We start from the raw sequence: 21,037 nt of genomic DNA, 5'->3' as shown, positions 1-21,037 counted from the left end.
TAGAGCCAGAAATTAAAAAACATGAGCCTGAGTTCAGGCTCATGTTTTAATGTTAAAACTTATAGGAAGTAATTAATCATTTGGATGATTAAGTAGCTCATCGATTCTTCTGAAGCGATAAACATGTTATAGAAGTTATTCGCTACGATATAGAAGATCCCAACTGGTGCTACAATCCTTAAGAACCAAATCCAAATAGCACCGATTGTAGTGTCTTGTAAACCTGTTTCACGTAATACTTCGATCTTATTCCAACCCCAACCTACAAATAACGCCGTGATCATACCACCAAGTGCTAATGTGTATTGGTCAGTGACTGTATCAATTAAGTCTAAGAATGGAAATCCAAAGATTTCTTGACTTAATGGTCCGCCTTGGGAAAGTGCTGAAGGTACACCGAATGCCGTAATAATTGCACCAGCTATTAAAGCTGTCTTCTTACGACTCCAGTCAAACTTGCGCATTGCCCATGATACACCTACTTCTAATAGTGAGATTGCAGAAGATAGTGCTGCAATACCGACTAAGAAGAAGAAGAAGATACCAAAGATTGTTCCACCAGTACCCCATTGACCAAATGCTTCTGGCAGTGTAATAAAGATTAGTTCAGGTCCCGCAGCTGGGTCTAAACCGAATGTAAACACAATAGGGAAGATCATTAGACCAGCAAAGATTGCGAATAAAGTATCCAATGTTACAACTGTACCTGCTGCACTTGGAAGCTTAGTTTCTTTAGGTAAGTAAGATGCATAAGTAATCATGGCACCCATACCTAGTGATAACGTGAAGAATGCCTGACCAATTGCCATTCCCCAAACTTCCATATTACCTAGCTGACCAAAGTCCGGTGAGAACATGAAGTTCATCGCTTCACCAGCACCGTCCATCGTTAGACCGTAAATTGCTAAAATAACTACTAGTAAAGCTAATAACGGCATGAACATGCGGTTTGCAAGCTCAATACCTTTCTTAACTCCGAAGTAGACAACTCCTACTACAATTGCCATAAATAGAACTTGCCAAAATACTGGGCCAACAGTCCCACCAATAAATCCACCAAAGTAATCACCGTAGCCACCTTCTGCGACGCCACCAGCAGATCCAGATAAGTAACTAAACACATAATAGAAAACCCAACCTGCGATTACACCATAGAAAGACAAAATTAGTGAACCGGATAAAACACCTAAAACACCACCGATTTTCCACCACTTTCCTGGAGCAATCTTTTCAAATGAACCAATCGCATCCGATTGACCTTTACGACCAACTGTAATTTCAGCTAGCAATACAGGTAAACCGATTAAGAAAATACAAATAATATAAGCGATTAAAAATGCAAATCCTCCGCCTTCTCCTAATACATAAGAGAAACGCCAAATGTTACCTAGACCAACTGCTGAACCAACTGCTGCTAGAATAAACCCGAGCCTCGTTGCCCATTGTTCACGTCCCTGCATAATCATATTCCCCTTTCGTTTTCTAGTTTTAGTGTACATGTACTTGCTTGTTTATTTTAATGTACCAACCCTCTCAAAATAAATATATTGACTATTTTGTTTTTATTATAATTTTTTGACAATTTTTTTGCAAGTTTTTTTCGAAAACAATACATTGTCTTAGTTAAAAAGTCGCAATTTTTATAATCCTTTGAGAGAGCAACGCTATTTATGTTAACAAAGGTCGACATATTATGACAACAGTTGTGTTAAAAATTTTTAAATAATTTTATTTTCAACTTAGTGTATTTATAAAAAAAGCACAAAAGGCCGAAACCTTTTGTGCTTCTTTACGACTTAATCAATTGTTTTATTAATAAAACAATTACTACTAATAAAACTAATGTTGTCACTAAGCCAACAATAACAGAGCTAGTTAGAGCTAATGCTAGATAACCAATAGTTGCTGAAACAGCTGCAGTTAATGCGTAAGGAATTTGAGTAATTACGTGATCAATATGATTAGATCCTGCACCTGTTGATGACAGTACAGACGTATCTGAAATTGGTGAACAGTGATCTCCAAATACTGAACCAGCTAACACAGCTGCTAATGCAGGAATGAGTAAGCCTGGCTCAAGAGCAACAGCCATTGAACCTGCTATTGGTAACATTAAACCAAATGTTCCCCAAGATGTTCCCGTTGCAAATGCCATAACACCAGCAACTAAGAAAATAATCAATGGTAAATAGGCAGCATCTAAGTTAGCTTCTTCTACTAGAGACACTAAATATTGATCAGTTCCAATAGCTTCAATAACAGACACAATCATCCACGCTAGTACTAAAATGTATACAGCTGGAAGCATCGCTTTAATACCTTCCCAAGTAACTAAGAAGAAATTCGTTTTCTCACCTTGTTGAACGAAATAGAATAGCATCGCAACAACGACTGAGAACGTACCACCTAGAACGAGTGATAAGTTAACATCTGTGTTGGCAAAGATCGAAACTAATGAGACTTCCCCTTCTGAAGCTTGAACACCTGTAACAATCATTGACGTCACAGTCGTTGCTAGTAAAACGAGAATTGGAATTAGTAAGTTGAATACTTTACCATTAATATTTTCAATGACGCCACCTTTTAAGTCGCCAGGTACATCTGTGTTATTCGGGCCAATAAGTTCACCTGTTTCTTGTGCACGGATCTCATGCTTTCTCATCGGCCCAAAGTCTAACTTGAAATACACAGCTAAGAAAACTAATACAATCGCTGCAATGGCATAAAAGTTATACGGAATCATTTGAATAAACGCTTCTAAAGCGCCAATATTCGTTAGCTCATGTGTTGCAATGATCGTAGCAATGATTCCAATGATATAAGCACCCCAACTTGAAATTGGTGTTAATACCGTAACGGGTGCAGATGTGGAATCAATCAAATAAGCCAATTTTGCGCGTGAGACATTTTGACGGTCCGTTACTGGACGAGAAACTTGACCAATCGTTAAACTATTAAAGTAGTCATCAATAAAAATTCCAAGACCTAAAAACCCTGTTGTATACTGAGACCCTTTACGAGTTGTAATACGTTTCACAGCCCAATTACCGAAAGCTTGTGCGCCTCCAGTAGCTGTTAGAAATGCAATTAAAATTCCAAGTAATAATAAGAAGGCGACTAATTGAAGACTCCAAATATCCCATTCACCTTCCATAAAGAATAAATGTTGAAAAGAAAACCAGATTCTTTCAACTGTAGCTACAATATTGAAGCTTTCAACCATCAAAGCTCCAACAATTATTCCAGCCCCTAATGACAATAATACTTTACGAGTCAGTAACACTAGTAAAATCATCACTAACGGGGGAATTAATGACCAAATTGTTCCTTCCATGTTTATTTCCTCCCTTTTGGTATTACGAGAATTCCGCTTCTCTTCACTATGCTCAAATACTATTTTTTAGAGCAATAAAAAAAGTAATGATAGAGAAATCTACCATTACTTTGGAAAGTCGGTTATTTCTCGATCAGTAGCGCCCCGCTTCTCACGCGAGAGTGTACCCCTTGTTCAGAAATACACCAATACTCAACTATTGACTAATTGAATACTTCGGCACTTAACCCTTTCACATATGATCTTCGTTGTCATCCTCACACATGCTACTAATGATAAGTGCACCTCTACCTCATCGATCGATAAGGTTATAAGTTTATTTGATTTTCACACACAAAAGTAAATATATCATGCCTTACTACTCTTGTAAATCCCTAAACGGAATAGAAACATTTGGAGAATCAGTAGCTCCTTGGTTATAGAAATCTGGCACTTGCCCTTGCACAGCACCTACAAAGACAGGTACACTTGTTTCCACTTCTGTCGTTCGTGTTGCAAATGGGATTACAATTTGAACGTTTGCTTGAATATGAATATCTAATTCAATTAAAGCGTTATTAATACCATACTCTGTCACTCTTCTTTCAACATCAGACTGCACATCACCAATCACTCTAAAATGTACTGGGACTTGTGGACCTAAATTAGCAAGTAATGCATTATTAGTCGCTTGACCGATTGGGATCCTCACAATAGCGCGATGCTCTTCTACCGTATCTTCCTGTATAATTATATCATCGTCTAAATCAAAGTTTAACGTATCCTCTGGTGTAATCTCGCCACGCTCAATTCTCTTTAAAAAGTTTTGCACACGAAATGTCGTATTACGCAATACACGGTTAATGACGACACTGTTCCAATTTATCGAAACAATGTTGCCATTATCATCTGTTTCAATATTAAGCAGATCATCTGCTTGCAAGTCATCAGCAATTCGTTTACTTACTGCTTCGTTAATCGCTTCTCGTGCGAATTGATTCGTTTTTGTCTCAGCAATTTCAATTAATGTTGGCTCAATACCACGGTTAATAATCCATACAGATAAAATGATCGCTACTATAAATGATATGAATGTCATCATGAGGATTTGGCTAAACGTCTTCGGTTTTCTCCTGTTCCAAGTTCTCGGTTTGTATCGACGCACGTAAAAACCCCCTCTACCCAAACTATATGCTTTAGGTTAAGGGGGCATGTATAAATGTCGGAGGGCCTAACTAATTAATTTAAAGAAAGTAATGCTTGCTTACCAATCATTCCTTCATACCATCCGTATTTTTCCTCAGAGTACTTCGTGACCTTTTGTAATGGGGCATACAATAACTCATCCCGATTACGAACTCCTACAGCACGCGCTGCGACAATTTGGCGGTCATGTAGTTTTTCATTTAGCAAATCTACATCTAAAGCACCGCACATAATATACCCGATGTCATTAGAAATGATAAGTAAATCTGTTTTAGGTAATTCGACATGAGTGAAAGTAAAAGCATGATCCTCAATCCATATTGGCTCTACGTGAATCAATGACACCAACCTCCTTCTCCTTATAAGTTATGAATGAAAAAAAAAGAAGTGCCTGTCTAATTTTAGCTTTTAGACAAGCACTCCTCTAATACATTACGTAAAAACTCTGGCATATAATACTTCTTTTTATTAACTTTTGAAATCGGAGGTATTAGCCAAGGGAAAGAAAACGTATCAGCTGTTGCTAATGTATATTCTTTATCCGGATTAACAATTTCACCGTTTAAATATACTTTTTGTATTATATTAGAATAATAATTGTAATCAAATGTGATATTAGAATAAATCATCTTACCAATCACTTGCCCTCGAAAACCTAACCCTTTTAACTTAAAGTTAGTAAAACGTTCACTCTCAAAAAGCTTGATTGTCTCAATTAACTCCTCACCCGTTAACACCATTTTACAAGGATTCATTGGATGCGGACAGCTTTCATGGATATGTTTCTTTGTAACTGCTCCAACATTAAAGCCTTGTAATAGTACTCCTGAATTTAAGGCAGCAGCATCTGCACCGGTCCAATCTTTAAGTGTTTTTACAAATTCACTCATGATTTCACTTTCTTCAAACCAACTAATCTCATAGGGCTTTTTAAGGTTTGTAATCACTTGGTTAAGCTGTTCATTGGCATATGTTTCTAACTCATTTAAGTAATTTACTGTTTTTAGGTCTAGTGTTGCTGGAATCGGGATCGCTTCCCCGTATGCCTGTGATTTTTTAGATTGATTATGTTCAATTACTAAGTTAACATACCCAAAAAAACGACCTTGCTTACCGACTGCATTAATTAGTGTACCGTTTACTTCTTTTGCTTCTTCATAAAGGTGGTGAGTATGCCCACCCAAAATCACATCAACTGGATATTTTTCAGCAATTGCTTCATCATCGTACATCCCTAAATGCGACAAAACGACGATTAAATCACATTCATTTCGTAATATTGGAATGTACTGATCCAACTCAGCATAAGGGTCTGTTACGTCCCAATTTAATTGCTCATAAAACTTTTTAAAAGGGGCCGTTAAACCGATGACACCCACTTTTGTTTGATTTGGGGTTGTGTAAATTTTATAAGTCTTTAACCAAGAAGGGCTTGTTGCATCTACTGGTCTTAAATTAGCACAGACCACATCAAATCGTGCATCATCATATAAATGATACAAATTGTCTTTCGGTAACGTTATGCCTTCGTTATTACCTAATGTAACAGTATGATAGTTCGCTTTATTTAAAAGCTTTACGTTAGCTTGGCCTAAAGTCGCTTCACTAATTGGATGGACGCGATCCACGTGATCCCCATTATCAAGTAATAAGTAATACTCCCCATCAACTTTATGTTGGTTTACTCTTTTATTAATTGAGTCCATTATGTGAGGCCAATATTGAAAGTGGCTATGTAAGTCACTTGTAAAATATAAATGGATTTGTTCTTTCATTCAGATTAATCTCCTTCATTTAGAAAGACTGTATTATTAATCTTATGCCGATTATAATCATTACAATTCTTAAAATCCACTCAATGACATTACTATTTAAGCGCTGGTTCACAACCGCTCCTAAATGCCCACCAATCCACGCTCCGGGTATAGCAGCTAAAGTAAATGCCCATATGACATGCCCAGCTGCAATGTGTGCACTTGATGATACGACACTTGAGAAGAAGATCATAAACATAGAAGTTGGCGCTGCAATATGTGCCGGGAAACCAAATAGCAAAATCATAGCTGGTACCATTAGTGAGCCGCCACCTACTCCGAATAACCCTGACATCATACCGACAAAATAAGCAATAAATATACCTAAAATAGCAGAATAAGAATATGTAGTACTCTTCCCATATAAATCGAATGTTCTTGTCATACGAAAACGTCCAGGTTTTATATTGGGGAGTGTTGGCTCTTTCACTAACTTTTTCTTAACAAAAAACATACTCACGACAACAAGCATGAGCATTCCGAAATATAACTGAAAAGCATCAATATGAACAAACTGATTAATATAAACACCAGTTAATGCTCCAGGTATGCTTCCAATTAAGAATAGCGTCCCACTAAAAACATCTACTCGTTTGCGTTTTAAAAATGTTAAGGTCGAAGATAGTCCTGTGAAAATCATGACGATTAACGACATGGCAACTACATTTTGAGGTGTAACCCAAGAGAAGCTTTCATTAAATTCAGCAAAAAACAATAAAACCGGAACAAAAATAACGCCTCCACCTAAACCAGCAATGCTGCCGACGAAAGCACTTAATAATCCGATTATAAACATTATGATAAAGACCATTATAATATCCCTTCATTCTTTGAAGATTAACATTGATGACATTAGAAGACTTTAAGTCCTTAATGTTGCCTTTTTAAAGCAAAAAATACGCGAGGTGACCTCACGCCTACTATCATACCATATTATAAACTTAATAAACCAATATATTTTTCGGTTCCTTATATTAGCGTGATTTTAATCATCACAGGTTAATAAACGATCAATTGCTTCTTTCCATTCATTTCTTTTATTGACGACAAAGTAGAAAGTTTCATTAGAATCTAATACAACTTTCAACCCGTTTTTCATAAGGGGAACTTTAAAAACTTTGTTTGTATAAAATTCAGCCTTCACAATCTGTTGAACATCAATAAAAACATCTTCTTTTTGAATGTTTGCTTTGTGTGGCTTATGGATTAATTCTTTATTAGTTAAATATAGTTTTCCTCCAACGGCTTCTTTATCTTTCCACAAATTAGCTAAACCTTCTTTTAGACAATCAGTCAACCTTAACCACTCCCTCACAACTACACACTTTCTATCACCTATTTCTGGAATAAAATTGTATTATAAAAAGAGGCGAACTTAAAAAGCTCGCCTCTCGCAATTAATTGATATTAACCGATTGAACCTTCCATTTCGAACTTGATTAGGCGGTTCATTTCTACAGCGTATTCCATTGGCAACTCTTTCGTAAATGGCTCGATGAAGCCCATTACGATCATTTCAGTTGCTTCTTCTTCTGAAATACCACGGCTCATTAAATAGAATAACTGTTCCTCAGATACTTTAGACACCTTCGCTTCATGCTCTAATGAAATGTTTTCATTAAGAACTTCGTTGTAAGGAATTGTATCTGACGTTGATTCATTATCTAAGATTAACGTATCACATTCGATGTTTGAACGTGCACCTTCTGCTTTTTTACCAAAGTGTACAATACCACGATACGTTACTTTACCACCTTGTTTAGAGATCGATTTAGAAACGATCGTTGATGACGTATTCGGTGCTAAGTGGTGCATCTTCGCACCAGCATCTTGGTGCTGTCCTTTACCAGCTAATGCAATGGAAAGTGTCATACCACGTGCACCTTCACCTTTTAGAAGCACTGCTGGATACTTCATCGTCAGTTTTGAACCTAAGTTACCGTCAACCCATTCCATCGTTGCATTTTCTCCAGCTGAGGCACGCTTCGTAACTAAGTTATAAACATTGTTTGCCCAGTTTTGGATTGTTGTGTAACGGCAATAAGCATCTTTTTGTACATAGATTTCAACAACTGCACTGTGTAGTGAGTTTGTTGTATAAACAGGCGCTGTACAACCTTCAACATAGTGAACTGATGCACCTTCATCTACAATAATTAGTGTACGCTCAAACTGTCCCATGTTCTCTGAGTTAATACGGAAGTACGCCTGTAATGGCGTTTCTACTTTTGTATTTTTCGGAACATAGATGAATGAACCACCAGACCATACTGCAGAGTTTAATGCTGAGAACTTGTTATCAGATGGTGGAATAACTTTACCGAAATATTCACGGAATAGTTCTTCGTTTTCTTGAAGTGCTGTATCTGTGTCTTTGAATACTACACCCATGTCTTCAAGCTCTTGTTCCATGTTGTGGTATACAACTTCTGATTCGTACTGCGCTGATACACCAGCTAAGTACTTCTGTTCAGCTTCTGGGATTCCTAAACGATCAAACGTTTGTTTAATCTCATCCGGTACTTCATCCCAAGAACGCTCAGTTTGTTCAGATGGCTTTACGTAATAAGTGATTTCATCAAAGTCTAATTCGTTTAAGTCTCCACCCCATTGCGGCATAGGCATGCTGTGGAACTGTTCAAACGCTTTTAAGCGGAATTCTAACATCCATTCAGGTTCGTCCTTTTGTCGTGAAATTTCACGCACAACATTTTCTGTAAGGCCTCTTTCAGTACGGAAAATTGATACGTCACGATCATTAAAACCATACTTGTAATCACCGACTTCAGGTGCTTTCTTAGCCATACTTTCACCCTCCTTCAAAGATTGTAAGCAAGTACCTTTATCCTTGCTTGTCGTCCTTTTCAACACCTTGCTCCATTGCTTTCCAGGCTAATGTCGCACATTTAATTCGTGCTGGGAACTTTGAGACACCTTGTAATGCTTGAATGTCACCTAAGCTCTCAATGTCGAACTCGTAACCTTCCATTTCTTTACCAAGCATCATATCTGAGAACATCTCAGACATTTTCAAAGCATCTTCTATAGGTTTATCAATTATAACTTGTGTCATCATAGATGCAGAAGACATGCTAATGGAGCAACCTTCTCCTTCAAACTTAGCATCTTTAACAACACCGTCTTCTACTTTGAGTTGTAAGTCTATACGATCTCCACAAGTGGGATTGTTTAGCTCGACTGTTATATGGTCACCTTCTAATTGACCACGGTTACGTGGATTTTTGTAGTGATCCATAATAACTTGTCTGTAAAGTGTATCTAAGTTATTAAAAGACATCGCCGAAATACTCCTTCGCTTTCTTAAGTCCATCGACAAATACATCAACGTCTTGCTTATTATTATACATGTAAAAACTAGCTCGTGCAGTTGCAGCAACTTGTAAATGTTTCATTAGTGGCTGTGCACAGTGATGACCTGCTCTTACAGCAACACCTAATGAATCTAACGCTGTCGCTAAGTCATGTGGATGTACGTCATGTAAATTAAACGTCACTAATCCTGCACGCTCAATTGGTCCATATATCGTAATACCGTCGATTGTATTCATCTGCTCTAGTGCATATTGTACCAGTTCATGCTCATGTTTTTCAATTTGTTCCATGCCAATTTCGTTCAAGTAATCAATAGCCGCACCTAAACCAATTGCACCAGCAATGATCGGTGTACCACCTTCAAATTTCCACGGTAATTCTTTCCAAGTTGAATCATATAGTTCAACGAAATCAATCATCTCACCACCAAATTCAACTGGTTCCATCTCTTCTAGAAGAGACTGCTTACCGTATAGAACGCCGACACCTGTTGGGCCACACATTTTATGAGCAGAGAAAGCGTAGAAGTCTACATCTAAATCTTGAACATCAACACTCATATGAGGAACACTTTGTGCACCATCAACAACAATTACAGCATCATTATCATGAGCTATTTGAGCTACTTCTTTAATTGGGTTAATCGTGCCTAACACATTAGATACATGTGCCATAGCAACGATTTTTGTCTTTTCTGTTACCATTTCACGAACATCATCTAGTGAGATCGTGCCGTCTTCTTGTAACGGTAGATACTTCAACGTAGCCCCTGTAGCTTTTGCTGCTTGTTGCCAAGGGATAATGTTACTATGGTGCTCCATTAAAGTTAAAACAATCTCATCGCCTTCAGACAGATTAGTACGAGCATAACTGTAAGCGACAGTATTTAAAGCTGTTGTCGTACCACGCATGAAAATTGTCTCTTTAATACTTGAAGCATTAATAAAGTTTTTTACTTTTTCACGAGCACCCTCATATCCATCTGTAGCGTGAGAGCCAAGTGTATGCACACCGCGGTGAACATTAGAGTTATAACGATTATAGTAGTCTTCTAACGTCTCAATAACCGATTTTGGTTTTTGAGACGTTGCAGCACTATCTAAATAGACTAACGGATGTTCATTGACTTCCTGATTTAAAATCGGAAAGTGGCTACGAACATAATCCAAGTTTGTCATTAGTATACTTTCCCTTCAATAACTTCACGAAGTTGTGTTTGTACTGTCTCGATTGGAATTTCTCTAACAACAGGGTCTAAGAAACCATGTATAACTAAGCGCTCTGCTTCTTTACGGCTAATACCACGACTCATTAAATAGAACAGTTGTAATGGGTCAACACGACCAACAGATGCTGCGTGACCTGCTGTTACATCATCTTCATCGATTAGTAGAATTGGGTTCGCATCACCACGTGCACCATCAGAAAGCATTAGTACACGAGATTCTTGTTCAGCATTTGATTGAGCTGCACCGTGTTCAACTTTGCCAATTCCGTTAAAGATTGAAGCTGCACGGTCTTTCATAACACCGTGTTGTAGGATATAACCTTCAGAAGCCTTACCGTAGTGACTGATTTTTGCTGTGAAGTCTTGGCTTTGGTTGCCGCGTCCTACTGTTACAGCTTTTGCGTGTGATAATGAATTATCACCCATTAAGTTCGTAATGTTCTCAGAAATTGTGTTACCGTCATTCATTTGTCCTAATGCCCATTCTAAAGTTGCATCACGGCCAACTGTTCCACGACGGTTAACGTAAGAAGTCGTACCTTTTGCGAAGTTATCAACTGCACCATAAGAGACTTTAGCGCCATCTAAAGCAAAGACTTCGCTTACGATATTAGCTACAGTTTCTTCTTCTTCGTTGTTTGAAACATAGTTTTCTACATATGTTACTTGACTATGCTGATCAGCAACTAATAATACGTGATTATAAAGCGCCGCTTCATTGTCTTCTTGCCAAAACACAACTTGAATTGGCTCATCTACTACTACGTTTTTCGGAACGTATAAAAATACACCACTATTTAATAGAGCAGCATGGCGTGCCGTTAATTTGTTCTCATCTACAGAAACACCATCTTGCATGAAGTATTTTTGAACTAAGTCACTGTGTTCTTCCATAGCTGTAAAGATGTCTTCAAAGATTACACCTTTAGCTTTCAAGTCTTCACTTAATTTTGCATAAGCAACATCATTATTACGAACAACGATTATGTTGCGGTCTTCAACGCCTTCGCCTAGAAGTACACGAATTTTTTCAGGTAGTTCATCAAAGCTATCGATGTTGTTACCTGCTACATCGTGCTTGAAATTCGTGAAATTCCAGTTACGAATGCGTGTTTTTTCTAATTTAGGCATTGGCAGCTCTTCAGCTAAATCAAATGCCTTTAAGCGAATATCTTTAAACCAAGCTGGTTCGTTTCGTTTCTCTGAATATTCCGTGACATATTGCTTGTCATAAGGTAAATGTGTTTCCACTGCCATTCGTTACCCTCCTATCGTGTTATGCTTTTTGGCCTACTGTTTCGTCGTCAATTCCTAGTTCTTCTTTAATCCAGTCATAACCTTCAGCCTCTAGGCGGTGTGCTAGTTCTGGACCACCAGATTTAACAACGCGACCTTGCATCATAACGTGTACGTGGTCTGGTGTGATGTAATCAAGTAAACGCTGATAGTGTGTAATGATTAAGCAACCAAATTTCTCATCGCGCATTTGGTTAATACCATTAGAAACTACTTTTAACGCGTCGATGTCTAGACCAGAGTCAATTTCGTCTAAAATCCCGATTGCTGGTTTTAACATCATAAGCTGTAAAATTTCGTTACGCTTTTTCTCACCACCAGAGAAACCTTCGTTTAGGTAACGCTGTGCCATATTTTTATCGATTTCTAATGAATCCATTGTTGCATCCATTTCTTTAATGAACTTCATTAATGGAATTTCATCGCCTTCTTCGCGTTGTGCATTAATAGATGAACGTAAGAAATCAGAGTTTGTTACACCACTGATCTCACTTGGATACTGCATTGCTAGGAATAGACCAGCTTGAGCACGCTCATCAACTTCCATTTCTAGTACATCTTCACCATCTAAAAGTACTTGACCTTTAGTTACTTCATACTTAGGGTGACCCATAATAGCACTAGCTAAAGTTGATTTACCTGTACCGTTCGGGCCCATTACCGCGTGGAATTCTCCACCATTAATTGTAAGGTTTACACCTTTTAAAATCTCTTCTCCTTCGATTTCAACATGAAGATCTTTAATCTCTAAAGTTGATCCTGCCATTTGAATACCTCCAATTTCTATTAATTCAATGTCTGGTCATTCTCAATTTATTATCATTATTAGTTTAAAACATTTCCAAAGTATATTCAACTTATTCACTAAGAATAACCAACCATTACCTACCTTCTCCATTATAGTAAAAAATACGACGAATTTAAACGAAAACCGCTTCGATGCAACAAAACAATTTATATAAATGAGAATTTCTTTTTCAAAAATGATAAAGGCTGGTTACTCATTTTAATATTGCTACGTCAAATTGCTTCGCTTAACGTCTCATAACCTTTACTTAACCATTCTTGTCCCTTTGATATGAGGTCATATCCCTGTATAAAAAACGGCCTCGATTAAATCGAGGCCGTTCACTAAAGGTCTTTTCTATAAATAAACTTTGGTATCAACTAAATTAACTTTTTCGAAAAATTATCATATATTATTTTAACGGTGAATCATCCGATCAACTTCTGAAACCATCACTTGTGATTTTTGGTATTCTTGCTCTCTGCGTTTTTCAACAGCCAATCTGTAATCTAATTTTCGACTATACTCTTGGTACCCAATCCCATGAGACTGTTGCATCGCTTTTTCCATATCACTTGTGTAATTCATGTCAATCTGTAAAATGACTAAATCATCCTTTCGTTTTGTTTACATTTATAAGAATAACACGTGACAAGTTTATTCTAAAAATGCTATTTAAACAGATTATTAGAGCTGAAGAAGGGTGTGAACATATCCAATTATGTTCACACCCTTTCTTTGCATAATACATATAAGAAGCTCTAATTTATTAGCAAATACTCTAAATTTGGAAAATTATTCGTTTACAGGTACAATCGCACCTTCATACTCTTCTTCCATAAATGTTTGAATTTCCTCTGAACGTAGTACTTCTACTAGTGTGTGTAACGCTTCTAAATCTTCATTTTCTGCACGCGTTGCAATAACATTAACATATGGTGATTCGGAACCTTCTAGAATCACTGCATCTTCAGTTGGAACAAGTCCTGCTTCAATCGCATAGTTAGTATTAATTGCTACAAGTGCATCTTCTTCACGCTCATAAAATTCAGGTAATAAGCCTGCTTCAATACTTGGGTCAAACTCTAAGCCATAAGGATTCTCTACTACATCATCAATTTCAGCAGCCACTGGGTCAACCTCTGGGTCAAGCTCGACTAGACCATTTTCCTGTAGTAACGATAAAATACGACCATGGTCAGCAACCGAACGACTCATAATAACTTCTGTACCTTCTTCAATTTCATCTAAGCCTGTAATATTTTTTGAATAAATACCCATTGGTTCTATATGGATTCCACCAAGATGAACAAAATCATAACCTACCTCAGCAATTTGATCCTCTAAATAAGGAATGTGCTGAAAGTAGTTCGCATCTAATGTGCCGTTCTCTAAGTCTTCATTCGGTAATACATAATCTTGGTAAACTTCAATTTCTAACTCAATTCCTTCTTCCTCTAATAAAGGCTTTGCCTCTTCTAGCACTTCAGAGTGAGGTACGTTTGATGAACCAACTGTAATTTCAACTGGCCCTTCATCTCCTCCTTCTGCTTCCCCTGTTCCGCATGCTGCTAATACAACAGCTAGAAATGCTACTAATAGTGCTGAATATAATTTTTTCATCTGTAAAACTCCCCTCAAATTTTAAATATATTATTATGACAAGTTTGTGTTATCACAAGCTTGTTATTAACGGTGATCGACTTTTCTTGAAGACCAATCTCCAAGAAACTGAAAGATAAATACAATAACAACGATAAATATTGTACATAAAAATACAACATCAAAGTTACGTCTTTGGAAGCCTTGCATATAAGCTAAGTCACCTAGACCGCCAGCTCCTATTACACCAGCCATCGCGGTATAGCTAATAAGCGCGATCGCTGTAACGGTAATACCAGAGATTAACGCTGGCATCGATTCTGGTAATAGTACTTTAAAAATGATCGTATGGGCTTTAGCCCCCATTGCTTGTGCCGCTTCGATGACACCTTTATCCACTTCTTTTAACGCAATTTCAACAAGCCGTGCGTAAAATGGTGCTGCACCAATAATAAGTGCTGGTAATGCGGCATTTGGTCCGCGGATTGTACCCACTAAGAAATCAGTAAATGGGAATAATAATAAAATTAATATGATAAACGGAATTGCACGAAAAACATTTACTACTGATGCTGTAATTGAATTGATGATTGAGTTTTGCCATAAGTTCCCGCGATTTGTTAAATACAGTAACAAACCTAACAATATCCCTAAAATAAATGTGCCAATAACAGAAATAATCGTCATGTAGAACGTTTCATAAGTTGCAACCCACATTTGATCCATTTGCACATTTGGAAATATGTCATTAAACATGCTTTAACACCTCTACTTCCACACCAGAAGCTTCAATATATTGAATCGCTTCTTCAATCACGTTCGCTCGCCTTTTATTTCAACGTAAAGTGTGCCATAAGCCCCTTCTTGTGTCGGTGAAATCGAACCTTGTAATATATTGATCGCAACATCTAGTTGCTTTGATACTTCACTAATTAACGCTCGCTTCGCATTGTTGCCGATGAAGTGTAATTTAACAACTTCTGATTGTTCATCATCAGTTATAAATTCATCTAAACGATCGATTTGATGCTCAAGCGGACTTAATTGCTGCACGAATCGTTTCGTCGTCTTAGATTGTGGCTTAACAAAGACATTTAGCACTTCACCTTGCTCAACGACTTGACCTTGTTCCATAACTGCAACTCTATGACAAACTTTCTGAATAACGTGCATTTCGTGTGTAATTAAAATGATCGTTAAATTCAACTTTTCATTGATTGAAACTAATAAGTCTAAAATATCATCAGTTGTCTCAGGGTCTAACGCTGATGTTGCTTCATCACAAAGCAACACTGTTGGATCATTAGCTAATGCACGAGCAATGCCAACACGTTGTTTTTGACCACCACTTAATTGTGATGGATAAGAGTTTTCCCGACCTTTTAATCCGACAAGTTCAATTAACTCTTGAACCTTTTCTTCTCGGTCATTTTTCTGCACCCCAGCTATTTCTAAAGGGAATGCAATATTTTCAAATACTGTACGTGACCAAAGTAAGTTGAAATGTTGGAAAATCATACCGATCTTTTGTCGTTTTTTACGTAACGGTTCTTTCTTTAATGCTGCAATATCTTGATCGTCTAAAATGATTTCTCCTTCAGATGGATCTTCTAGACGATTTATTAAACGAATGAACGTACTCTTACCCGCTCCGCTATAACCGATGACACCGAATATTTCACCTTTTGGAATATCGATTGAGACATCATCTACAGCATTTACGGTTTGGTCTTTCGTTTTAAATACCTTGGACAGGTTTTTTATTGAAATCAAATTATTCCCCTCCTAGAACGACTCTTCACATATTAGTCGTCTTAGTTCTACCCCCAAAATAAGAAAACCTCTCTGCTCGATAAGAGAACAGAGAGGTTAAGAAATGGCTAACCTTTTTGTTCTCTTATCTTTCAAAGCATTTGCTTTGAAGGAATTAGCACCTATTATGCAAAGCATAACGGTTGCCGGGCTTCGTCGGGCCAGTCCCTCCACCACTCTTGATAAGAGATTAACATTTTATTATTTTAGTAGTTTTATACGTTACTAGACTAATGTGTTAACAAATAAAAAAACTCTCTTGTAAGAACAAGAAAGAGTAAAGATCTCAATCTTATCTTACAATGTGTAAACATTGTAGGAATTAGCACCTATTATGCAGAACATAACGGTTGCCGGGCTTCAAAGGGCCTTTTCCCTCCACCACTCTTGATAAGAATTCATATATTCAACTTTCGATAAATTGTATGTTAGCATAGGTTATGGAACTCGTCAATTAAATTTTCAAAAAAAGTATTAACCTTTTCTTTTAATATTTGTTTAAATTATAATTAAGAGAAAACATAAAAAAGGATGAGAGTCATGAAAGCACCATTATTCGAACTACCATATTTAGATCGTGATGAATCATTTAAGTTGGAGGACGTTATTGGAGAGAAAGTGATTATTTTAACTTTTTGGGTATCTTGGTGTCCTGACTGTTCCAGAGATATGCCGAAAAAAGAACAGTTTTATAAAACAATGCGTAACGATAATATTGAGATGTTATCAATCAACGTGCCAGGGCGTGAGCGTGATGAAGGAGAAGCCGAAAAGTTTCAAGATCAATTTTTAACGCAACCGTCTTTAAAAGACCGTGGTACAGAGGTTTATGACCTCTTTGAATGCGACTCTGTTCCAACAACTGTAGTTATTGATTTAGAAGGTAATGTTGTAGGTAAGTTCGGTGATAAGGATGATTTTGTAGAAGTTATAAAAATCGTAGGAGATTACTTCCCAACTCGCTAAAAAAAGACTCTGTTGAAGGTTCTAATAAACCTTTAACAGAGCCTAATTTTCGATTAAGTAAGGACCCATTTCTTTTAGTAAGTAAGGAACTGAATTAAATGTATAAAGCCTGTCCACTGGTTCACCTTCTTTAAATACGATTAAACAAGGCACACTTTTAATATTGAAATGCTGCATAAAATCAGGTGCCAATGTGGCATTCAATTCAAAGAACGTTTCTTTCTCTAATGTTTCCTCAATGTAAGTCAACATCCTCTTCGCCACTTTACACGTACCACAAAAAGGACTATTAACAAATAAAATATGATAACTTTTCTTGCGAATTATAAACTGGGCTTGCTCTCGATTAATTTCTTGCATCACGTTCTGACCCTTTCAAATAGTCTATCTTCACGTTAAAGTTTGCTGATTGCAATATTGATGCTAACACGTGCTCAGGTGTATCTTCAACTTGACGATATTTCGGGTCAATGAACAAGTTTTCAGCATGGGAAAGTTCTTGATTCAATAACTTACGCAGCTGTTTCCCTGGATCGTCTGTATCCGTAAAAATAAATACATCACGGTCAAAAAGCATAAATTCATCAATTAATTCATCTAAAGCAAAAGCACTTAACGTGCCATAAGTACAAATAATCTCTTCTTTATTTGCCAACACTTTTTCGATTTTCTTTCGATCTTGCTTACCCTCAACGATTAATACTTGTGGTAAGGATTCTACTTCCATAGCTTCACACCTACTTGTCATTGCTGTGAAAACAATACATATTATCATTATATTATGTTTAATGATAAGTATTAAAAAGACTGATCCTTTTACAGGAATCAGCCTTTCTTACAATATATTATTCGTCTTCAGTCATTTCTTTATAAGCATCAGCATCCATTAAGTCGTCAAGCTGTGACTTGTCACTTGGTTCTACAACGATCATCCATGCTTGCTCATAAGGAGATTCATTTACATATTCAGGGCTATCTTCTAGCTCTTCGTTAACTTCGACTACTTTACCTGTAACAGGAGCATAAAGCTCTGAAACTGTTTTAACAGATTCAACGCTACCAAATGGTTCGTCTAATTCAATCTCGTCACCTACTTCTGGTAACTCAACAAATACGATATCGCCAAGCTCTGATTGTGCGAAGTCTGTAATTCCGATACGTAGTTTTTCTCCTTCTTCTTTTACCCATTCGTGTTCTTCAGAATAACGTAAGTCTTTTCGTAAACTCATTTCTGACCCTCCATTAAAATCGATATCACATATTTATCATACAACAAACAACTCGTTAATGCATTACCTCTAGTTTATTATTTCCAAGTTTGGTCAAATTGCTCTTCTTTAAAACCTACCGTTACTTGTTCACCATCTGTTGTGATCGGGCGTTTAATTAACATACCATCAGAAGCGAGTAAGTCAACTTGCTCTGACTCAGGCATACTTTTTAGCTTATCTTTCAACCCTAATTCACGATACTTCTTTCCTGATGTGTTAAAAAACTTCTTAACAGGTAATTCGCTCTTTTGAATAAGATCTTCTAACGTTTCTTTCGAAGGTGGGTTGTCCACAATATGTACAGATTCATATGATACTTCATTTTCATCCAGCCATTTAAGAGCTTTGCGACACGTTCCACACTTCGGGTACTGATAAACGGTTAAAGCCATATATGACACCTCCTCATTGTGATTTTACCATAAGAGATTGGATCCCTCACTTGATAAGCATAGGTCTTGTTGATTCATTTATCGGCGGAATATTTTAATTTTCGCCGAATTATAGACATTTTCGGCGGAATATCAACAAAAACGCTGACATTACAGTTTCTACCAAATCAAAAGCACTAACCATTTAGTGGTCAGTGCTTTTGTAAGGTTAAAACATTATACGAAATATTTTTCTTCTTCGATTAACGTGCTTGCGATTTCACGCTTCTTCTCAATTACATTAATGTGCTCACGACGCGTTAACTTACGAAGGGCTGATAGCATCATACGTAGGTTATCGCCTTCTTCAACTGCAATTAACGTTTCTTTCGCATGAGCTTCGATCTTGTTCATCGTCTCTTCTACGAATACTTGAGTGTAAAGAAGCTTTTGCTTGCTCTTCTCTTCACCATCTCTTGCAATAGCTTTAGCTGTACGTAGAATAGCAGATTCCATGTTATAAACGTCAGCTGCAATGTCTGCAATGTTAGATAGTAGTTCTTGTTCTTGCTCTAACTTTTCTTGATATTTTTGAGCCGCAATACCAGCTGATAGTAGACCAATTTTCTTAGCGTTGCCTACAAGGTATTTCTCTTGTTCTAACGCTTCGTCACCAGGTGTTTCTGGCATCATAGCCATTAATTCATTTTGTAGACCCATTGCTTTTTCCAGTAATGGAAGCTCGCCTTTCATTGCTTTCTTCATGAACGTTCCTGGTACTAGTAGGCGGTTAATCTCGTTTGTACCTTCGAAAATTCGATTAATTCTTGAATCACGGTAAATTCGCTCTACTTCATACTCTGCCATAAAGCCGTAACCACCATGAATCTGTACCGCTTCATCCGCTACGTAGTCTAGCAATTCAGTTGCTGTATATTTGTTCATTGAGCACTCAATCGCATACTCCGCAATACCTTTTGCAACAGCAGAACCGTCATTCAGCTCTTCTTTAGAGAGCTGGCCTAGACGTGACTCAAATAAACCTACTGTACGGTATACCGCACTTTCGTTAGCATACGTCTGTGTCGCCATATTTGCTAACTTCTCTTGAATTAATGAGAAGCTTGAAATCGGTGTTTGGAACTGTTTACGCTCATTTGCGTACTGAACAGCTAATTCTAGTGCACGCTTAGCACCACCAACACCACCGATCGCTAACTTATAACGACCAACGTTTAAAATGTTGAATGCGATCACGTGACCTCGGCCAATTTCACCTAATACGTTTTCAACTGGAACTTGGGCATCCTCAAGTACTAACGTACGAGTTGAGGAAGACTTAATCCCCATCTTCTTCTCTTCAGGACCAGTTGAAACGCCTGGGAAGTCACGCTCTACGATAAATGCAGAGAACTTCTCTCCATCAATTTTAGCGTATACAACGAAAACATCAGCAAATGCAGAGTTTGTGATCCACTGCTTTTCACCGTTTAACACATAATGTGTACCTTCTTCGTTTAGTACTGCTGTTGTTTTAGCACCTAATGCGTCTGAACCTGAACCTGGCTCAGTAAGTGCGTATGCTGCAATCTTTTCACCCGTTGCTAAAGAAGGTAGATATTTTTGCTTTTGTTCTTCGTTACCGAAAAATACGATTGGAAGTGAACCAATCCCTACGTGCGCACCGTGTGTAATTGAGAAACCACCTGCAAGTGACATTTTCTCAGTTACTAATGATGACGTGATCTTATCAAGTTCCAAACCACCATACTCTTCTGGTACGTCAATCCCTAATAAACCTAGTTCACCTGCTTTTTGTAAAAGAGTTACTGACTTATCAAATTCATGATTTTCTAAGTCTTCTAGTACTGGCCATACGTCGTTTTTAATATATTCTTCAGTCGTCTTGGCAATCATTTTATGTTCATCATTGAAATCCTCAGGTGTTAAAACCTCATCTGGATCTACATCTTCAACTAAGAATGAGCCACCTTTTAATAACTTTTCATCGATCATTATAATTCCCCCTATATGCTTA

General features: G+C 37.3%; 22 protein-coding genes and 3 riboswitches. Of the genes, 1 reads left to right on the top strand and 21 read right to left on the bottom strand.

Annotated elements, in window-relative coordinates; all coding sequences use genetic code 11:
- Positions 1-59 precede the first annotated feature (59 nt).
- The 16 genes from A194_RS16925 to A194_RS16920 all read right to left on the bottom strand — a co-directional run bounded on the left by A194_RS16925 (position 60) and on the right by A194_RS16920 (position 16,352).
- On the bottom strand, positions 60-1,460 hold the full coding sequence (locus A194_RS16925; RefSeq protein WP_017185183.1) for a sodium-dependent transporter: 1,401 nt from the start codon (positions 1,458-1,460) through the stop codon (positions 60-62).
- A 329-nt stretch (positions 1,461-1,789) separates the two neighbouring features.
- On the bottom strand, positions 1,790-3,334 hold the full coding sequence (locus tag A194_RS0101850) for a Na+/H+ antiporter NhaC family protein (protein WP_017185182.1): 1,545 nt from the start codon (positions 3,332-3,334) through the stop codon (positions 1,790-1,792).
- Between the two features lie 129 nt (positions 3,335-3,463).
- A riboswitch (Lysine riboswitch) is annotated at positions 3,464-3,632 on the bottom strand.
- A 60-nt stretch (positions 3,633-3,692) separates the two neighbouring features.
- Positions 3,693-4,478 carry a sporulation protein YunB gene (yunB, locus tag A194_RS0101845; RefSeq protein WP_017185181.1) on the bottom strand — a complete coding sequence of 262 codons (786 nt, stop codon included), beginning with the start codon at positions 4,476-4,478 and terminating at the stop codon, positions 3,693-3,695.
- A gap of 74 nt (positions 4,479-4,552) precedes the next feature.
- Positions 4,553-4,858 (bottom strand): YunC family protein, encoded by a 306-nt coding sequence (locus A194_RS0101840; protein ID WP_017185180.1) that lies wholly within the window; start codon positions 4,856-4,858, stop codon positions 4,553-4,555.
- Between the two features lie 62 nt (positions 4,859-4,920).
- A complete protein-coding gene (locus A194_RS0101835; RefSeq protein WP_017185179.1) occupies positions 4,921-6,294 on the bottom strand; it encodes a bifunctional metallophosphatase/5'-nucleotidase in 1,374 nt (457 codons plus the stop codon).
- Between the two features lie 19 nt (positions 6,295-6,313).
- On the bottom strand, positions 6,314-7,144 hold the full coding sequence (locus A194_RS0101830) for a sulfite exporter TauE/SafE family protein (protein WP_017185178.1): 831 nt from the start codon (positions 7,142-7,144) through the stop codon (positions 6,314-6,316).
- Positions 7,145-7,318: 174 nt separating this feature from the next.
- Positions 7,319-7,630 (bottom strand): GRAM domain-containing protein, encoded by a 312-nt coding sequence (locus A194_RS0101825; protein WP_017185177.1) that lies wholly within the window; start codon positions 7,628-7,630, stop codon positions 7,319-7,321.
- Between the two features lie 110 nt (positions 7,631-7,740).
- Entirely contained in the window at positions 7,741-9,138 is a 1,398-nt protein-coding gene (gene sufB / locus A194_RS0101820) for a Fe-S cluster assembly protein SufB (RefSeq protein WP_017185176.1), read from the bottom strand.
- A 37-nt stretch (positions 9,139-9,175) separates the two neighbouring features.
- Positions 9,176-9,631, bottom strand: a complete 456-nt coding sequence (gene sufU / locus A194_RS0101815) for a Fe-S cluster assembly sulfur transfer protein SufU (protein ID WP_017185175.1) — start codon at positions 9,629-9,631, stop codon at positions 9,176-9,178.
- Positions 9,621-10,844, bottom strand: a complete 1,224-nt coding sequence (locus tag A194_RS0101810; RefSeq protein ID WP_017185174.1) for a cysteine desulfurase — start codon at positions 10,842-10,844, stop codon at positions 9,621-9,623. The genes sufU and A194_RS0101810 overlap by 11 nt, the downstream gene beginning before the upstream one ends.
- Complete coding sequence (gene sufD / locus A194_RS0101805; RefSeq protein WP_017185173.1) at positions 10,844-12,151, bottom strand: Fe-S cluster assembly protein SufD; 1,308 nt, start codon at positions 12,149-12,151, stop codon at positions 10,844-10,846. The genes A194_RS0101810 and sufD overlap by 1 nt, the downstream gene beginning before the upstream one ends.
- Before the next feature lie 19 nt (positions 12,152-12,170).
- Positions 12,171-12,956, bottom strand: coding sequence for a Fe-S cluster assembly ATPase SufC (sufC, locus tag A194_RS0101800; RefSeq protein WP_017185172.1), 786 nt, complete (start codon positions 12,954-12,956; stop codon positions 12,171-12,173).
- 438 nt (positions 12,957-13,394) lie between these two features.
- Positions 13,395-13,565 (bottom strand): YuzK family famiily protein, encoded by a 171-nt coding sequence (locus tag A194_RS20455; protein ID WP_017185171.1) that lies wholly within the window; start codon positions 13,563-13,565, stop codon positions 13,395-13,397.
- Between the two features lie 207 nt (positions 13,566-13,772).
- On the bottom strand, positions 13,773-14,600 hold the full coding sequence (locus A194_RS0101790) for a MetQ/NlpA family ABC transporter substrate-binding protein (RefSeq protein WP_017185170.1): 828 nt from the start codon (positions 14,598-14,600) through the stop codon (positions 13,773-13,775).
- 66 nt (positions 14,601-14,666) lie between these two features.
- Positions 14,667-15,335, bottom strand: coding sequence for a methionine ABC transporter permease (locus tag A194_RS0101785; protein WP_017185169.1), 669 nt, complete (start codon positions 15,333-15,335; stop codon positions 14,667-14,669).
- Positions 15,336-15,392: 57 nt separating this feature from the next.
- Positions 15,393-16,352, bottom strand: coding sequence for an ATP-binding cassette domain-containing protein (locus A194_RS16920; protein ID WP_017185168.1), 960 nt, complete (start codon positions 16,350-16,352; stop codon positions 15,393-15,395).
- A gap of 121 nt (positions 16,353-16,473) precedes the next feature.
- Positions 16,474-16,580: riboswitch (SAM riboswitch) on the bottom strand.
- Between the two features lie 100 nt (positions 16,581-16,680).
- Positions 16,681-16,788: riboswitch (SAM riboswitch) on the bottom strand.
- A gap of 143 nt (positions 16,789-16,931) precedes the next feature.
- Here A194_RS16920 and A194_RS0101770 point away from each other — a divergent pair.
- Entirely contained in the window at positions 16,932-17,357 is a 426-nt protein-coding gene (locus A194_RS0101770; RefSeq protein WP_017185166.1) for a TlpA disulfide reductase family protein, read from the top strand.
- 42 nt (positions 17,358-17,399) lie between these two features.
- On the opposite strand, the gene A194_RS0101765 is transcribed toward A194_RS0101770, so the two are convergent.
- From A194_RS0101765 to A194_RS0101745, 5 genes are all read right to left on the bottom strand, one after another.
- On the bottom strand, positions 17,400-17,717 hold the full coding sequence (locus A194_RS0101765; protein ID WP_017185165.1) for a thioredoxin family protein: 318 nt from the start codon (positions 17,715-17,717) through the stop codon (positions 17,400-17,402).
- The gene (locus A194_RS0101760) at positions 17,704-18,084 is read right to left on the bottom strand and encodes a toprim domain-containing protein (RefSeq protein ID WP_017185164.1); all 381 of its coding nucleotides are present in this window, start codon (positions 18,082-18,084) and stop codon (positions 17,704-17,706) included. The genes A194_RS0101765 and A194_RS0101760 overlap by 14 nt, the downstream gene beginning before the upstream one ends.
- Positions 18,085-18,202: 118 nt before the next feature.
- Positions 18,203-18,586, bottom strand: coding sequence for a glycine cleavage system protein GcvH (gene gcvH / locus A194_RS0101755; protein WP_017185163.1), 384 nt, complete (start codon positions 18,584-18,586; stop codon positions 18,203-18,205).
- Positions 18,587-18,663: 77 nt separating this feature from the next.
- Positions 18,664-19,020 carry an arsenate reductase family protein gene (locus tag A194_RS0101750; RefSeq protein WP_017185162.1) on the bottom strand — a complete coding sequence of 119 codons (357 nt, stop codon included), beginning with the start codon at positions 19,018-19,020 and terminating at the stop codon, positions 18,664-18,666.
- A gap of 216 nt (positions 19,021-19,236) precedes the next feature.
- Entirely contained in the window at positions 19,237-21,015 is a 1,779-nt protein-coding gene (locus A194_RS0101745) for an acyl-CoA dehydrogenase family protein (RefSeq protein ID WP_017185161.1), read from the bottom strand.
- Positions 21,016-21,037: the final 22 nt, after the last annotated feature.

The sequence above is a fragment of the Alkalibacillus haloalkaliphilus C5 genome (assembly GCF_000269905.1).
In the GTDB taxonomy this organism is placed as follows: domain Bacteria; phylum Bacillota; class Bacilli; order Bacillales; family Alkalibacillaceae; genus Alkalibacillus; species Alkalibacillus haloalkaliphilus_A.
Note: the sequence above shows the minus strand (reverse complement) of the source record. Positions and strands in the feature narration are given on the sequence as shown.

What these genes read in the sequence shown, in the direction of transcription:
- A194_RS0101850 (WP_017185182.1), bottom strand. Translation starts at nt 3,334, where the DNA reads ATGGAAGGAACAATTTGGTCATTAATTCCCCCGTTAGTGATGATTTTA.
- gcvH (WP_017185163.1), bottom strand. Translation starts at nt 18,586, where the DNA reads ATGAGTTTACGAAAAGACTTACGTTATTCTGAAGAACACGAATGGGTA.
- A194_RS0101835 (WP_017185179.1), bottom strand. Translation starts at nt 6,294, where the DNA reads ATGAAAGAACAAATCCATTTATATTTTACAAGTGACTTACATAGCCAC.
- A194_RS0101745 (WP_017185161.1), bottom strand. Translation starts at nt 21,015, where the DNA reads ATGATCGATGAAAAGTTATTAAAAGGTGGCTCATTCTTAGTTGAAGAT.
- A194_RS16925 (WP_017185183.1), bottom strand. Translation starts at nt 1,460, where the DNA reads ATGCAGGGACGTGAACAATGGGCAACGAGGCTCGGGTTTATTCTAGCA.
- A194_RS0101760 (WP_017185164.1), bottom strand. Translation starts at nt 18,084, where the DNA reads ATGGAAGTAGAATCCTTACCACAAGTATTAATCGTTGAGGGTAAGCAA.
- sufB (WP_017185176.1), bottom strand. Translation starts at nt 9,138, where the DNA reads ATGGCTAAGAAAGCACCTGAAGTCGGTGATTACAAGTATGGTTTTAAT.
- A194_RS20455 (WP_017185171.1), bottom strand. Translation starts at nt 13,565, where the DNA reads ATGAATTACACAAGTGATATGGAAAAAGCGATGCAACAGTCTCATGGG.
- A194_RS0101785 (WP_017185169.1), bottom strand. Translation starts at nt 15,335, where the DNA reads ATGTTTAATGACATATTTCCAAATGTGCAAATGGATCAAATGTGGGTT.
- A194_RS0101790 (WP_017185170.1), bottom strand. Translation starts at nt 14,600, where the DNA reads ATGAAAAAATTATATTCAGCACTATTAGTAGCATTTCTAGCTGTTGTA.
- A194_RS0101765 (WP_017185165.1), bottom strand. Translation starts at nt 17,717, where the DNA reads ATGCAAGAAATTAATCGAGAGCAAGCCCAGTTTATAATTCGCAAGAAA.
- A194_RS0101750 (WP_017185162.1), bottom strand. Translation starts at nt 19,020, where the DNA reads ATGGCTTTAACCGTTTATCAGTACCCGAAGTGTGGAACGTGTCGCAAA.
- A194_RS0101770 (WP_017185166.1), top strand. Translation starts at nt 16,932, where the DNA reads ATGAAAGCACCATTATTCGAACTACCATATTTAGATCGTGATGAATCA.
- A194_RS0101830 (WP_017185178.1), bottom strand. Translation starts at nt 7,144, where the DNA reads ATGGTCTTTATCATAATGTTTATAATCGGATTATTAAGTGCTTTCGTC.
- sufD (WP_017185173.1), bottom strand. Translation starts at nt 12,151, where the DNA reads ATGGCAGTGGAAACACATTTACCTTATGACAAGCAATATGTCACGGAA.
- sufC (WP_017185172.1), bottom strand. Translation starts at nt 12,956, where the DNA reads ATGGCAGGATCAACTTTAGAGATTAAAGATCTTCATGTTGAAATCGAA.
- sufU (WP_017185175.1), bottom strand. Translation starts at nt 9,631, where the DNA reads ATGTCTTTTAATAACTTAGATACACTTTACAGACAAGTTATTATGGAT.
- A194_RS0101810 (WP_017185174.1), bottom strand. Translation starts at nt 10,844, where the DNA reads ATGACAAACTTGGATTATGTTCGTAGCCACTTTCCGATTTTAAATCAG.